Source organism: Salipaludibacillus agaradhaerens (assembly GCF_002019735.1).
Classification (GTDB): Bacteria; Bacillota; Bacilli; order Bacillales; family Salisediminibacteriaceae; genus Salipaludibacillus; species Salipaludibacillus agaradhaerens.
This window is the reverse complement of the sequence record NZ_KV917378.1, coordinates 2930788-2945995: the sequence shown is the minus strand read 5'-3', so window position 1 is coordinate 2945995 and position 15208 is coordinate 2930788. Positions and strand designations below refer to the sequence as shown.

Below are 15208 nucleotides of genomic sequence, written 5' to 3'. Positions count from 1 at the left end.
GCCCTACTATAACAAGACGCATACGTTAATGCCCCTTCATTGTCAACTTAACTCTTCACAGCACCTTCTGATAAGCTTTCAATAAATAACCGGTTAAATAGTAAAAACACAACAATTAATGGAACAGTTGCCCAAAATGTACCTGACATGATCATGCCATAATCCAATAATCGCGCATCGTTAAGCGCCCGTAAGGCAACTTGAATTGTATGCACTGATGGATCACGCAAAACTACGAGCGGCCATAGGAAGTCATTCCACACATGCATAAATACGATAATGCCTAAAGTTGCAAATGCGGGTAAACACATTGGAACCACGATATTCCAGTAAATTCGGAAGTTTGAGCACCCATCAATTTTTGCCGATTCAATAATTTCGTAAGGAACGCTTTCTTTCATATACTGCCTCATCCAGAAAATACCGAAAGCATTGATTAAACCAGGTATAATGATCGCTCTAAAATCATTTAACCAGCCTAATGTCGTAATAATATAGTATTGCGGAATTAGCCCAAGCTGTGGCGGTACCATCATCGTTACCAAGATCATCGTAAATAAAATCGTTTTTCCTTTGAATTCTAATTTAGAAAATGTATATCCAGCCAACGAACAAAGAAATAACGTCCCGATGGTTACACTGGATGCAACAAAAAAGGTATTCCATATCGCGCCAAAGAAATCGATATTATCCAACACCTTTTGGAAGTTACTTACTAAGTCACTCCCAGGTGTAAATGGTGGTGGCACTTGGTTTATTTCTCTATTTTGCCTTGTAGCCATAACCAGCATATAATAAAAAGGAAATAGAGAGGTTATAGACCCTAGAGTCAAAAATAGATATACTAACATTTTTTTAGGCGACAATTTTGATGCCCCGACCTCTTTTTTTGCCATTTGAGACTCCTCCTAACCAACTTTCTTAGATTTGCCGATACGGCTCGTAATTAAGAAGTTAATGGTGGTTAATACAATGATAATAAAGAATAAAACAATTGCAGCAGCAGAGGCTGATCCAAATGAATTATAGACAAAGGCATCTCTCCATAAATAAGCTACCACTGTTATACCTTCTTCACGTAACCCTCTTCCTAAGAAGATCAAAGGCTCTGTGAATAACTGCAAACTTCCGATCGTCGCCGTAAAGACAACGAACATAATAACCGGCCTTAGCATCGGTATCGTAATATGACGGATTTGTTGCAAGATCGTTGCCCCATCTATTTTTGCCGCTTCATAGAGATCCTTTGGAATACTTTGCATACCAGCCAGGAAAATAATCGTATTGTATCCTACCCAACGCCAAAACACCATCGATGCAATTGCGATTTTGACCGGCCAATACTCTGCATTCCACCGAATTGGACCTATATCAAAGAAACTTAAAACATAGTTGGCAAAACCGAATGGCTGATTATTAAAGATAACACCGAAAATAATAGCTACTGCAACAATCGATGTAATATACGGTAGAAACACCAGTGTCCGAAACGAATTTCGAAAACGGACGAGCTGTGAATTTAATGCAAATGCCAGGAATAAAGCAACTATGATTTGCGGCAGAGTTCCCATTATTCCAATTAAGAATGTGTTTTTTATTGATGAAAAGAAAGCAGGATCGGAAAAAATAAATTCAAAATTGCTAAATCCTACATACTCCATAGGAGTGAGGCCATCCCAACGAAAGAAAGATAAATAAAAACTGAAAATCATTGGAAATAAACCAAAGATAGCAAACAAAATATAGAATGGAGATATAAATAAGTAGGCGGATAACGCTGTTCTTTTTTGATCTGACATTCTTCGTTTTTTCATTTTAGTAGTCACTACTTTTGCCTCCTTACATAGACAGTTTCCTTCATGTCGAAAAAGGTGTGTCTACTCTGATTTTCTTGTTGATTTTCGAGTATATCTCATAGATGTAGTCACTATTTTATAAGCCACACTCGAAACCCGTTTTCAACAAGATATCTTCATGAGTGGGCATGGATTTTTTCGTTGAAACTCTTGTACTAGTCCTCTCTCTGCCAAAGGAACACAAGCTAATTTTTAGAGGAGTATAGCATGTGGTATCAGCTATACCCCTCACTAGTTTAATGACTATCTTGCTAAAATTCTTTCAGTTCTGTCTAGTGCTTCTTGCCAAGCTTCTTCTGGGTCAACACCACCTGCAACATCATCTATTGCTTGTTTAAACTCATCATCTACCGGATAGTATTGTCTGCCTTTGAATACAGGCTCAACGGCTTGCGCTGCTTCACCAAACACTTGAGCTGTAGCAATGCCTCCAAAGTAGTCATCTTCGTACTCTAAAAATTCAGGCATATCATACACAGCTGGTGTGGACGGGAATAGTCCATACCCAAGGAACGCTTTTAATTGCTGTTCAGGGGCTGTTAGCCACTCGATAAATGCGTATGCTTCTTCCGCATGTTCAGTTTCAGCAGGGATCGTTAAGTACGAACCGCCCCAGTTTCCAGCACCTTCAGGTAATGTCGTAATTGACCAAACTCCCTCTTCCGGCTCATTATCCTTAATAACACCTTGCATCCAAGCCGGGGCCAGCATGGTTGCATACTCACCGCTAGCCATACCACTGTGCCACTCTGGTGTCCATAATGGTATGTCACCAACTAACCCATCATTTAACAAATCTGCTGTATAATCAAATGCCTCTCTCATTTGATCATGTTCATCAACAATTAACTCGCCATCAGTATTAAAATATTGTTGTGTTGCCTGATCACGGCGTGCATTAAAAACAAGTTCTCCACTATCCGTCATTAGCTTGCCAGTATCCTCATTAATTTGTTCTGCTACATCACGGAAATCATCCCAAGTAGCTACTAATTCAGATACAGCTTCTGGAGAAGAATCGAATCCTGCTTCTTCAAATACATCTGTACGATAGAACATAACGGTAGGTCCAATGTCTGTTGGTAAGCCAAACTGGAAATCACCATCACCACTTTGTGCTCCACGCCATACCCAGTCAAGGAATTCCCCTTCTACATTGTCAGCATCATGGTCATAAAGATTAATAAATGACTCTTGCGCATTTAAATATCTACCAATTTGCGCTTCTTCTACCATGGAGATGTCAGGAGCGCCGGTTCCCGCTGAAATAGAAGTAAACAAATTATCATGTAGATCATTCATGTCACTATTTTGAAGGTTAATGGTGACGTGTGGATTCTCTTCCACGTACTCTTCAATTAAGACATCATAACCTGTATTTCCAAATTCCCAAAATACCAGTTCCACATCCGCATCTTCACTGCCAATCTGCTCTATTGTGACTTCCTCTTCGTTTGCATCAGTATCAGCTTCTTCATTTCCACCATTATTACCATCATTTGCGCCACCACATGCACCCAAAACAACGACAGATGCTAATGAGAACAGACCTACTTTTCCTAATTTCAACATTTTAAATTTCCTCCTTTAAGCGGTTTTATATTCCAGTCATACAGGATAAATAAAATGAAATTTTTTAACTCTCCCCCTTCACATCAATTAAATATATCTTATGAACTCCGCAACCATATGAAGCGCTTTCAAAATCATCTGAATTAGTAACGTGACATGACAGTTACCTCTCTTTATGACCTTCGACTAATCTTCATGGCACCTTTTTTAAACAGGTAAAACAACCCCTCTTTTTCTTAAACCAATCCACCATGGAAGGATACGCTCTTTTAAATACGGATGAAATAAACATTCTATGGAGAACACTAGCACTGTTACGTGCAATTCATATCCTCTTATTTATTGTTTTAAAGGCTCAAGTCATTCTACATGGGGTATCTAGCCAACCTCATTTAGGAAAATTCTCGGCCACACAACTGAATAATGATAGAAATTTAATCCCTTTGTTATTATCAGTTGGAAATATTCTTAATAACGATAAAAGTTGTTACCGATTATCCGCTTCCACTTCTTTCCCTAGTTTTTTCGAAAAGGTCTTCCATATCGACAGCTCCCTCACAGCCTTATGAGCTAAGCCTTTTATTGACTCAAAACGGTTGTACTTCCCTGTTTTAGCTCATTCGGAAATTGAATCATTGCCACCACATAACCCCTTTCTTGGTTTTCACTGTTTAAATAGTTTATTTCAAGACAAGATAAATATTCTATCACAGGAAAACACATTGACTAAAACGGTTTCGTAAATAATTAAAAAAATATTATATTAACATAGCAGAATGACTCACTAGCATCGTTATCACGTTCAGCTAGAAACAACTAAACTAGTCATATTATAAATGAATAACACCTTGTTGTAAGCGTTAACGAAACCGTTTTCGTCCTTAATTATATATCCTAAATTATAAAAAAGCAATACTTTTATCTTAAGAAAGAAGCATAGCGAAAAGTTGGCTTATATATCCAGTCTCTTCAACACCCCGAGTAACCTTCTCCTTCGTTTCATGACTAATAGCGCTGTAATTGTTCATTATTTTAAACACTGTTGTAGGAGAAACACCAGCTAATTTAGCTATTTTCCATTTCGTTTACTTCATCAATTATGTCTCTAATTTTAACTTAATGCTTATAATATTTTTTCATATTATACACATTTTTAGAGTTACTTATGGTGTTAGAAAAGCGACCCCAAATAATATACCAATATATGGTTCTTTTTGCTTTGAAACTGTAGCCTGAATATTTGCGGATATGGGAGATCTTTAACTGGGATTATTTTTGGCGTTAAAAAATTCATTATGAAATTGATTCTAATGTGATTTAAAAAAAGTTTGAGGTGTCTGGAATAGGAGAAATATTATTTAAATAAATATGAGACATTTGAGGAACTTGATGCGGCAATAAATGCGTACATTCATTTTTATGATCATGAAAGATACAAAAACGTTTAGATGGCCTTAGCCCTATAGAATATAGAGCTAGATTCCTTTTTATTATTTCCCCTGTCTAATTGACAGGGGGGGTAGTTCAGTGCGTTTTATCGGATAAACGTTAAAAATGATCACCCTGCTGATGATCTCTTCATGAGCCTAGACGTAACTTCACAAGGGCGTCACCATTCCAAAAAATGATTGTATGAAAAGTTAAATACAATAGGCGCATTATAGCCTTAACTTGTAGTAACAATAGATCGCCCTTTCCCGTATGGAATACAAAGTGGTGTCCCTATGATAGGATCAACCGTGACAACACACCGCATATCAAAAACTTGTTGGACAAGTTCAGTATTTACAACATCTTCGGGCTTACCCATTGCCACGACCTGTTGATCTCGTATTGCTACCAAGTTATGGGCATAACGACAAGCCAAATTTAAATCGTGAAGCACCATTACAATCGTTCTCTCTTCTTGATCGTTTAAATCATACAATAAATCAAGAATATCAATCTGGTGTGTCATATCTAAATAAGTCGTTGGTTCATCAAGCAATATAATATCTGTGTTTTGGGCAAGTGTCATGGCTATCCATGCCCGTTGTCTTTGACCTCCTGATAGCTCATCAATGGGTCTATCCTTTAAGCTTAATAAAGAGGTCGCTGTCAGGGCATTGACTACTTGCTGTTCATCTTCTTCTGTCCATTGCTTAAGCCAATTCTGATAAGGATACCGACCTTGTTTCACTAACTGTAAAACAGATAATCCTTCTGGAGACTCTGGCGACTGCGGAAGAATAGCCAATTTCCGAGCAACTTCTTTTGTAGGTAGATTTGCGATACTTTCTCCATCAAGTAAGACACTTCCTCCTTCGGGCTTTAATAGACGAGCTATGGAGCGAAGGAGAGTAGATTTTCCACAGCCATTACCACCAATAAATACTGTAATCTCCCCTTTAGGAACCAACAAGTCTAATTCTTTAATAATGACTGTCTCGCCGTAAGAAAGGGTGAGTTTTTCAGTTTGTAAAATACTTTGCACGCACATCATCCCCCGTCTACTAACTGTTTTTTGTTTTCATTAAAAGATAAATAAAGTAGGGAGCACCTATAGTGGCAGTAAATACACCAGCAGGAACAATAGATGGCAAAAATAATGTACGCCCCACTAAATCTGCCAGCATAACAAGCGTTGCCCCTATAAAAGCAGATACAGGCAATAATGATCCAAACGAAGAGCCAACAAGCTTACGTGCCATATGTGGTGCCATCAGTCCAACAAATCCAATACCACCTGCCACTGCAACAGCTGTCCCTACTAAACCTGTGCTAATCATTAATAGAATAAATCGATGACGCTGAACAGGACTTCCAACTCCTGTTGCAATATCTTCTCCCAGTGCTTGAACGTTTACATTGCGTGATGAAATAAAAGCCAAAATGATTAATATAACGGTAAATGGAAGAAGGACATTGACATCCTCCCATGTGACACTGTTTAAGCTACCTGTAATCCAAATGTTTGCTTGACTTGCCATATGAATCGGGCCTAATACCATAAACATCGTTGTTCCTGCCTGCATTAAAGCTGCAATCCCTATTCCAATAAGTACAAGTCGGATAGGGGTGACACCTTCCTTCCATGATAAGAAATAGACAGCAAAAGCAACGATAGAAGCTCCTACAAAAGCCGCGACAGGCAACCATTTTATACTTACAATTAAGGAATACCTTTCGTCACTAAAAAGCCATAAAAAAGCGACAACTGCCATCCCTGCTCCTGCTGTGACGCCTATTGTGTCTGGAGCTGCTAAGTGATTGCGAATCATACCTTGGAGAATTCCCCCTGCTACGGCTAATCCCATTCCTACCAACATGGCTGCAATAATTCTTGGTAATCGAAACTGATAGATGACGAGCTGTTCTAGCTCTGATCCTCCTCCAAACAATAAACTGACAACTGTAAATGGGTGGACCTTAACTTGGCCTAAACTCATACTTATAATAAAAATGGCCAAGGTTATCATTATCAGGAATACTAACTTTAAGAAGGTGTTTGTGTCTAAAAGCAGGGATATCTTATCCTTACCTATGCGAATACTACGATATCCTCTCATCTTTTATTAAACCCCTTCCTTGCAATATAAATAAAAAATGGTGTTCCTATGAAGGCGGTCATTACGCCCACTGGTACTTCTTGAGGCATCACAATATATCTAGCGCCTATGTCTGCAGCTAATAAAAGAACGCCCCCCAGAAGACCTGCAAAAGGGACTAACCATCGATGATCCGTGCCTATCAAACTTCGGGCGATATGAGGAATAACTATCCCAATAAAACCAATCGGTCCTGCAATCGCAACAGATCCACCAGCAAGTAAAATGACAATTAAGCCTACCGTTAGTTTTAACAGTCCGACCTTTAACCCTAGCCCTTTAGCTACGTCATCTCCCATAGCCAATACATTCATCATTGGCGTCATTATGAGAGCCAGCAACCATCCAATTAATATGTAAGGGAAAACAGTCACTAAAATGGTCAGACTCCTCCCTTGGATAGAACCAGATAACCAAAACAAGACCTCATCAAGCGCTGCTTCGTTTGTCACCAAAATTCCTTGTGTAAAAGACGAAAATAAAGCTGTTATCGCTGCTCCTGCAAGTGTAATCTTCATTGGTGTTAACCCTTGCCTCCCCACACCTCCAACAAAGTATACGGCTAAGGCAGCAACCGCAGCACCTAAAAACGCTACCCATGTAAAGACGTTAAGGCTTGAAACATTAAAGACAGAAAGCACACAAACAACTGCAAAACTTGCCCCAGCATTTATCCCAAATATTCCTGGTGAGGCCAGAGGATTCCTCGTCAAGGTTTGCATATACACACCTGCTATTGCAAGGGAAGCACCTACACATGCTGCAATTAATGCTCTAGGTAACCGAACCGTTTGAATGATTAAATGCTCATTACTTCCATCAAAAGAAGTAAACGCTTCATATGTCAGCATAATTGATGTATTCGTATACCCCATAATAATACTCATCCCCATTAACAGGATGAGAGCAATTGTGACGATGACTAATTTTATTATTTTGTTTGAATTCAATAATATTAGGTTCATTTCGTATGATCCATCCTAATCAGTATATATTGATAGTTTAGAAGATATTAATAATACAGTCAATGATAATGAAAATTATTCTCAATTATATATTGACAGTTTTTTTCATTGTATTTAAAATAGTGTTTATGGATTGATAATGATTATCAATTAAAATACACAAGGGGGTATGATAGATGAAAGGTAAGTTATTGTTATTAGTCTCAATTTTCTCACTTTTTGTGATAGCAGCTTGCGGAAATACAAATGATACCACATCAAAAGCAGAAACAGACGAGGGGAATGAGGGAAGTTATTCAGTAGAACATGCGATGGGTACGACTGAAATCCCAGATAAGCCAGAACGTGTCGTTATTTTAACAAATGAAGGAACAGAAGCATTACTAGCACTAGGAGTTAAACCTGTAGGCGCTGTTATGTCTTGGGATCACGATCCTTGGTACGAACACATTAGTGCTGACATGGATGACGTTGAAGTGGTTGGGGATGAAACGGAAGTGAATATTGAAAAAATTGCCGAGTTAGAGCCTGATTTAATTATCGGAAATAAAATTCGTCAAGAAGACTTTTATAATCAATTAAATGAGATTGCTCCAACTGTTTTTTCTGAAGACCTTACAGGCGATTGGAAAATTAACTTCGAACTATATGCCGAAGCCTTAAACTTAGTTGAAGAAGGCCAGGAAATTATGGCTGATTATGATAGTAAAGTAGAAGCACTAAAAACAACTCTTGGAGATAAGGTTAACCAAGAAATTTCAATTGTTCGTTTTAGTTCTCGTCCTACTCGTATTTACTACACAGATTCTTTTTCAGGTGTTATATTTGAACAACTTGGCTTTAAACGTGCAGAGCACCAAGAGAAACTTTTTACTGAAGACAACCCAATGGGGAATTTTGCAATTGAAGTAGATAAAGAATTAATTCCTGAAATGGACGCAGATGTCTTATTTTACTTTACATATGCCGATTCAATCGCAGTTGAAGAAGAATGGACAAATGATCCCCTATGGCAAAATCTAAATGTCGTTAAAGAAGACAACGCACATAAAGTGAGTGATATCACTTGGAATGCAGCTGGTGGAATAATCGCTGCTGAACTCATGTTAGATGATATTGAAGAGATTTTTACTCAGGAATGAAGTTAATATAACTAACAAAAGTATTTTGTTTTCGTCGTGCCATTCAATATCTTTAAAATGGGGATAGGGCCCCATGCCGGACCCACTCAAAAAAGTAACTACCCGAACGTAAAAACGGACGGGTAGTTACTTAATAAATATGGTTTTGAGAGGTATCTTCTGATTGTCTCACCCATTTAATAAAATGTTGTTTTACATTACAGCCAAAAGAGTCATTAGTGCAAGAATCGCTGGGAGCCCTTGTTTCACAATAATTGATTTGTTTGAGGTTAAACCTCCGAATATCGCTGCTATCACGACACAAATGATGAAAAACAGTTGGATTTGATAACCGATTGGCGTGAATCCGACGATGAGCCCCCAAATTAGTCCAGCGGCTAAAAAGCCATTGTATAACCCTTGGTTTGCAAACATAACAGCTACATTCGGATCCCCTTCTAAATGCTTTGGTAATTTAAAAGATCGTTTTGCAATCTTTGATTTGATAAAAAACATTTCTAGTATCATAATAAATAAATGTTCTAGTGCTACAATTCCCACTAATATTGCCGAAAGTATTTCCACACACACTCATTCCTTTTATTTACTCACATCTATTCGAATTATTTCCATTGTGCAATGGTTTCAACAGGAAGGCGGTATGAGGCATACCCTTCTTCAGCCGCTTTTCCGATGGACAAAAGCATAACCGGTACATAACGCTCTTCTTCTAATTCAAAGACTTTAGCAATGTTTTCTTTATCATAACCTCCGATCGGATTTGTGTCGTAGCCGTGTGCGCGAGCCGTCAGCATAAGTTGCATGGAGACTAGACCGGCGTCAATTAGAATGGTTTCACGGTTTACTTGTGCTGGAAGCTTTTCAAAATGTGCAGTAAGCGCTTCGATTTGTCTATTTTTCACCTCTTGTGTCATGTATCCAAGCTCTACAGCTTTTAAATAAATGTCTTCTAAGTAATCTGCATTGTTCATGTCAGCAAATACTGCGATAACGGCAGATGACGTAGTAACTTGAGATTGGTTAAAGCTGGCTAATTTTGCAAGCTTTTCTTTGCCTTCGTCGCTTTCAATGACTAAAAAACGCCACGGCTGTGCATTTACTGATGAAGGTGCTGTAGTTGCTTCCTCTAATATTTCCGTCATCTCCTTTTTACTTATTTTAACTGTTGGGTCATAGTTCCTAATTGAGCGACGCTCTTTCATAATTTTCATAAAATCATTCGTTTTTAATGTACTTCCCATCTTTAAACTCTCCTCTATGCTTTAATATTTTGTATATTTTTCTGCATCTGTGATAACACCTTTTTTAGCATACTGCGTTCTTCGGCACTGACATTGACTAGCATCTCCTTCATGAAACGCTCCTTTTCATTTTTGGACGACTCGATTAGCTCCCGTCCCTTTTCAGTTAAGCGAACAAGTATGACACGGTTGTCCTCAGGCTTTCTTCTTCTTAATACTATTTCTTTAGCTTCAAGCTGTTTCAAGTGCCTTGTGACAGCTGCACCATCAATATTTACCTTTTTTTGCAGATCGCTCTGATTGATTTCTTCAACCTGGAAGAGCAATGCCAACAATTCCAGACGAGATTGACTGATGCCAGTGCATGCTTCAAACTTCATACCAATGACTTTGTTTACAATTTGCAGTTGGTATAAAATCTCGCCTTCTTGTGAGCAACATGTTGTCAAAATGAGTTCCTCGCTTTCTTTTTCAAAAATTAATTGATACATCAATAATTGAGGTATCAATTAATATACAACTATTTTTTTAATTTGGCAAGTATTTCGTTTAAGTGCCACGAATTTAAGATAATTTTTGAAAGGCAAGCAAATCATTGTTAACTCCGGACCTTTAAAGACGCCATGAAGGTATGCAGGTGATTTGGACAAATACAAAACCAATTATGTGTATGCGATTATGTACAATTGGGGCAGTCCGATTATATCGAGAGGGAGAAGAGATTGCTAACAGAATCAGAACGAAAAGAGGTTAATAGACAACTGATTAATGATATGAAACTGGAATCTGATTTATAAAAAACCTACATGGGGATATGGCAGAAAAAGCAGGAAGTTTTATCGGTATTAGCAGGCGACAGCTTGCTAGTGACAACGTAGGCGATAGGATTTCCTGCAAGTAAATAAAAGGAAATCAACAAAAAACGATTGTATAGTGAAAACAATCGCGTTCTGTTCGTTTTTTGCTGTTAGATTCTATTTTTTTTCTTGGTGTTTTTTGATAGTGTTACAATAAAAGTGATAAGCAATGCTATTATGAAAAGAATTATTATCGGTATTATAATATTATTCTCCATAGTATCAACTTCCTTTTTTAGTTTCCGCCAGTTTTAAATTTACCATCTTTGACTCTTCCGTAAATCCAAAGACTGGTGTTTACTGGGGAAGTCATTTTTAAAGTATACCTGGTGGAACAACAAGACACCATTCATCTGAAGTACTTACTATTTTTCCTAAACCAGTTGATATGCTTACGTTTACTGTAACATAGAAATGGTAGTTAACAGTAGCAGCATACTAATAAACTTTATATTTTTCCCTTTAGGTATTGTCTTAGCTTGTGGGCTAATAACAGAGTAGTCATCAACTTTTTCGCTTCCCAGTGTACCAATAACTTCCCCGTCATCGTTTAATACTTCTTTTTCAACTTTTCCTTGTGAGTCTATAAAGAATATTAATCTAATCTACACTAAAACGGAAGAGATATATTCAAACTGTCCGAAGTATATACAATCTCACACACTTACAAGATCCAGATACGATTCTGCTCGCTATCTGTACGGCAATATTTTAGGCCATCCGTAGAGGGATGGCCTATTCAGTCAATTCAAATGAGCAATAGCGCTGATTTCGATCAGTTGCTCAGGAAACGCTAGCTCTGTTACGCCAATGAGGCTGCCCGCAGGCCGATGTTGCCCCATATATTCTCTAAACAGTTTAATGCAAGGCTCAAAATGTTCTTTCACATTAGTCAGATAGATCTCAACATAAGCGAGGTTAGCCTTCGACGCCCCAAACCCTGTCAATACACGATCAAGATTTTCTAGCGTCTGCTTAGTCTGCACCTCAATATCTCCCGCGCCGATGAACGTGCTCTCCATATCGTGGGATAATTGCCCGGAAATGTAGATCATACCGTTGACTGAATACCCTTGTGAAATGCCGCTACCTTCTTCCCATGCCACACCGTGATTATACGTATTCGTAATCATTATATTCACCCTCCTGTTGTTCAAAGTATGGTTAGTATAAAATAAAGACAAATAAAAAAGTAGTACGCACTTTATTGATAGGTACTACCAGAAAGGATAGTGACAATATGGGTATGGCTGAATACAAAGGAAAAGTTAAAAAAATACAAGATACTCCCTTCGGTTATACATTGTCAATAATTGGTGGTAAGTGGAAAATGGTTATTATTTATCTCTTAGCTGAAAACGAACCAGTTCGTTTCAACGAACTGAAGAGACAGATTGGGGTCATTACGTATAAAATGTTGAGTTCACAACTTAAAGAACTGGAGCAAGACGGTATGGTGGAACGAAAAGAATATCCTCAAATTCCTCCAAAGGTCGAGTACCAGCTCACTGATAAAGCAAAAACACTATTACCTATCATGGAAGGGTTATGTGAATGGGGAGCGAAAAACCAACCTCATTAAAGCCTCTGTGAGCATGAGATATGAGCCAAGAATCCGCTATTTTTGCAGCCAGGTCCACATTGTGTTTCTCAAGAGAAAAAACACGTTATTCTTATTGAACCCTTCTTTTTACGGGAAAGCTTACGGTGTTAAATAACCAATTTGTCACAGCTAACCCGTTCGCAAAACTCCCGCCTCAAAATAGAGAGAAAAATACATCTAATTAGGCGGGAGATAACGGACGCTACTGTTCTGATTAACGCAACAACCAATCAGTGGGAGAAGGACGGTAACGCCCACTGATTGAAGGTTAGTTTGATGTTCAGACGTGATGTCTCGGTGTTGCTTTATTCTGACAAATTATACCTTGAAAAAGAGTTATAAGCTTTATATAAATTTAATTGCGCGTTCGTTAAAGCCAATGAAGCCAAAGCTTGTCAAGAAAAGTGTGTAAGTTACTCTAAATACTTTAAGGCTGTCATGAATTAATAGCTCGTCATCGTCCCTGAATAAGACGCGGTTCTGTGGTAAGGGCGATAATCAAAATAGTTATGGTCCTAAAGTTTACCTCAATACAACTTTTATTTTTCCTCGGAAGTTTTTTCACGAACGACCGTATTAAAATAGTTCTTTCCCCATTCGTACATCGATTCAAGAATAGGTATCAAGGTTTCCCCATGTTCTGTGAGGGAATATTCTACTTTTGGAGGGACGGTAGGGTACACTTCGCGATGAATAATTTGATCGGCTTCTAATTCCCTTAACTGATTTGTTAACATTTTTTGTGTGATATTTGGAAGGAGTGCTTTCAATTCGCTAAATCTTTTTGTTCCTTCTTTACCTAGATACCACAGAATAATCATTTTCCACTTACCACCAATGACAGAAAGGGTTAGCTCTTTTTCACAATTAAACGTCTGGTTAAAATCACGTACGATTGGTATCACTCCATCCTTTAGTTACTTTTTTGATACTATGCCACTTTTAAGTAAGTTCTTCCCAGTTATAACTATACTGATTTATACTTCTTAATGTAAACCAATCACTACTGGAGGGAGCAAAATTATGAACCGTTTTACCATTCCACGTGACATTTATTATGGAGAAAATTCACTTGATAAGTTAAAAGAGTTAGAGGGCCAGAAAGCAGCGTTAGTCATTGGAGGAGGCTCAATAAAGAAGACCGGTAATCTAGAGCGTATTCAAGGCTTACTTTTAGACGCTGGCATTGAGAACCGTGTCATCGAAGGCGTCAATACAGAGCCAACCGTTCAAATGGTAAAAGAAGGTGTAGATGTATTAAATGATTTTGAACCTGACTGGGTAATCGGAATTGGCGGCGGCTCTGTCATGGACGCAGCGAAAGCGATGTGGTTATTCTATGAACATCCGTCTCTCACTTTTGAAGAAGCGGCACAACCTTTTACCCTACCAAAACTTCGAACAAAAGCAAAATACGTTGGAATCCCAACAACAAGTGGTAGTGCAGCCGAAATTTCCAATTTATCCGTTATTACAGATGAGAAAACGAATATTAAGTATCCATTAGCCGATTTTGAATTAACGCCAGACATTGCCATTATTGACCCAGTGATGGTAGAGTCGATGCCAAAGCAGATTACGGCCTATACTGGTATGGATGCTTTCACACATTGTGTTGAAGCATATGTTGCAAAGCCAAGGACAGTATTCACTGATGCACTCGCAATTGAAGGATCAGTAATAGTTAAAAACAATCTTTTAGATTCTTATCATGGTGACCAGGAAGCTCGACAAGACATGCATAATGCGCAAGCGATGGCTGGTATGGCGTTTGCTAATGCTGTACTTGGAAACGTGCATAGCTTAGCACACAAAAGTGGTCCAACATTCGATATCCCACATGGGTGTGCAAATGCGATTTATTTACCGTATGTCATTCAATTTAATCGAACAGTGGTAGCTGACCGCTTTGCAACCATTGCCAAAAGATTAGACCTTGAAGGGGATACAAATGATGAATTAGTCGATGCCCTAGTATCATATATTCGTCATCTAAATACTGAAATGAATGTACCGAATAGTCTTCAAGAGTTTGGTGTCACAGAAGAACTCTTTAATAAGCATGTCGATGAAATGGCCAAAAATGCTATGACAGATCCATGTACAGGAACAAATCCTCGTGAAACGTCAGTTGAAGAGATGAAACAGTTATATGTTTCAGCCTTTTACGGGAAAGATGTGAATTTCTAATATCAAACGACTCTTCACTCAGTGGGCGCTCTCGTTCTTCTCCCACTGAGTGATCGTTGCGTGATCAGGATATCCCTCTTTTTTAAAGTGGGACGGGGGTTTACGGACGGATATCTGTGATAAAACGAACCTTCAATACATTTTCACTTGTCTTTTTCCGATCATTTTTCCCCATTATTTTTTGCAATAAATTTT

The 15208-nt window shown here is 38.3% G+C and carries 15 protein-coding genes and 1 pseudogene; 4 read left to right on the top strand and 12 right to left on the bottom strand.

Annotated elements, in window-relative coordinates; all coding sequences use genetic code 11:
• Window positions 1-47 precede the first annotated feature (47 nt).
• The 4 genes from BK581_RS13860 to BK581_RS13845 form a co-directional block, all read right to left on the bottom strand.
• Entirely contained in the window at window positions 48-896 is an 849-nt protein-coding gene (locus tag BK581_RS13860; protein ID WP_078578710.1) for a carbohydrate ABC transporter permease, read from the bottom strand.
• A gap of 12 nt (window positions 897-908) precedes the next feature.
• On the bottom strand, window positions 909-1814 hold the full coding sequence (locus tag BK581_RS13855) for a carbohydrate ABC transporter permease (RefSeq protein ID WP_095995609.1): 906 nt from the start codon (window positions 1812-1814) through the stop codon (window positions 909-911).
• Window positions 1815-2099: 285 nt separating this feature from the next.
• Window positions 2100-3428, bottom strand: coding sequence for an extracellular solute-binding protein (locus BK581_RS13850; protein ID WP_078578708.1), 1329 nt, complete (start codon window positions 3426-3428; stop codon window positions 2100-2102).
• Between the two features lie 923 nt (window positions 3429-4351).
• Window positions 4352-4501, bottom strand: coding sequence for a helix-turn-helix domain-containing protein (locus tag BK581_RS13845; RefSeq protein WP_143709718.1), 150 nt, complete (start codon window positions 4499-4501; stop codon window positions 4352-4354).
• 291 nt (window positions 4502-4792) lie between these two features.
• Between BK581_RS13845 and BK581_RS20595 the strand changes: the two are divergent.
• Window positions 4793-4876, top strand: a pseudogene (locus BK581_RS20595) (IS3 family transposase); the annotation flags it as partial.
• Window positions 4877-5094: 218 nt separating this feature from the next.
• Here the strand turns inward: BK581_RS20595 and BK581_RS13840 are convergent.
• From BK581_RS13840 to BK581_RS13830, 3 genes are read right to left on the bottom strand one after another with little or no spacing between them, the layout of a single operon-like run.
• Window positions 5095-5901 (bottom strand): ABC transporter ATP-binding protein, encoded by an 807-nt coding sequence (locus BK581_RS13840; RefSeq protein WP_407690338.1) that lies wholly within the window; start codon window positions 5899-5901, stop codon window positions 5095-5097.
• A gap of 19 nt (window positions 5902-5920) precedes the next feature.
• Window positions 5921-6976: a FecCD family ABC transporter permease gene (locus BK581_RS13835; protein WP_078578706.1), complete on the bottom strand. Its 1056-nt coding sequence runs from the start codon at window positions 6974-6976 to the stop codon at window positions 5921-5923.
• A complete protein-coding gene (locus BK581_RS13830) occupies window positions 6973-7980 on the bottom strand; it encodes a FecCD family ABC transporter permease (RefSeq protein ID WP_078578705.1) in 1008 nt (335 codons plus the stop codon). The genes BK581_RS13835 and BK581_RS13830 overlap by 4 nt, the downstream gene beginning before the upstream one ends.
• Window positions 7981-8156: 176 nt before the next feature.
• Here BK581_RS13830 and BK581_RS13825 point away from each other — a divergent pair, with 176 nt between their 5' ends.
• The gene (locus tag BK581_RS13825; protein WP_078578704.1) at window positions 8157-9122 is read left to right on the top strand and encodes an ABC transporter substrate-binding protein; all 966 of its coding nucleotides are present in this window, start codon (window positions 8157-8159) and stop codon (window positions 9120-9122) included.
• A 192-nt stretch (window positions 9123-9314) separates the two neighbouring features.
• Here BK581_RS13825 and BK581_RS13820 read toward each other — a convergent pair whose 3' ends face one another.
• From BK581_RS13820 to BK581_RS13805, 4 genes are all read right to left on the bottom strand, one after another.
• The gene (locus BK581_RS13820) at window positions 9315-9686 is read right to left on the bottom strand and encodes a DUF1304 domain-containing protein (protein ID WP_078578703.1); all 372 of its coding nucleotides are present in this window, start codon (window positions 9684-9686) and stop codon (window positions 9315-9317) included.
• Between the two features lie 38 nt (window positions 9687-9724).
• Window positions 9725-10363 (bottom strand): nitroreductase family protein, encoded by a 639-nt coding sequence (locus BK581_RS13815; RefSeq protein WP_078578702.1) that lies wholly within the window; start codon window positions 10361-10363, stop codon window positions 9725-9727.
• A 14-nt stretch (window positions 10364-10377) separates the two neighbouring features.
• A complete protein-coding gene (locus BK581_RS13810) occupies window positions 10378-10812 on the bottom strand; it encodes a MarR family transcriptional regulator (RefSeq protein ID WP_078579949.1) in 435 nt (144 codons plus the stop codon).
• Between the two features lie 1151 nt (window positions 10813-11963).
• The gene (locus tag BK581_RS13805) at window positions 11964-12353 is read right to left on the bottom strand and encodes a RidA family protein (RefSeq protein WP_078578701.1); all 390 of its coding nucleotides are present in this window, start codon (window positions 12351-12353) and stop codon (window positions 11964-11966) included.
• Between the two features lie 107 nt (window positions 12354-12460).
• Between BK581_RS13805 and BK581_RS13800 the strand changes: the two genes are divergently transcribed.
• Window positions 12461-12802 carry a winged helix-turn-helix transcriptional regulator gene (locus BK581_RS13800; protein ID WP_078578700.1) on the top strand — a complete coding sequence of 114 codons (342 nt, stop codon included), beginning with the start codon at window positions 12461-12463 and terminating at the stop codon, window positions 12800-12802.
• Window positions 12803-13362: 560 nt separating this feature from the next.
• Here BK581_RS13800 and BK581_RS13795 read toward each other — a convergent pair.
• Complete coding sequence (locus tag BK581_RS13795; RefSeq protein ID WP_078579948.1) at window positions 13363-13719, bottom strand: winged helix-turn-helix transcriptional regulator; 357 nt, start codon at window positions 13717-13719, stop codon at window positions 13363-13365.
• Between the two features lie 127 nt (window positions 13720-13846).
• Between BK581_RS13795 and BK581_RS13790 the strand changes: the two genes are divergently transcribed.
• Window positions 13847-15013 (top strand): iron-containing alcohol dehydrogenase, encoded by a 1167-nt coding sequence (locus BK581_RS13790; RefSeq protein ID WP_078578699.1) that lies wholly within the window; start codon window positions 13847-13849, stop codon window positions 15011-15013.
• Window positions 15014-15208: the final 195 nt, after the last annotated feature.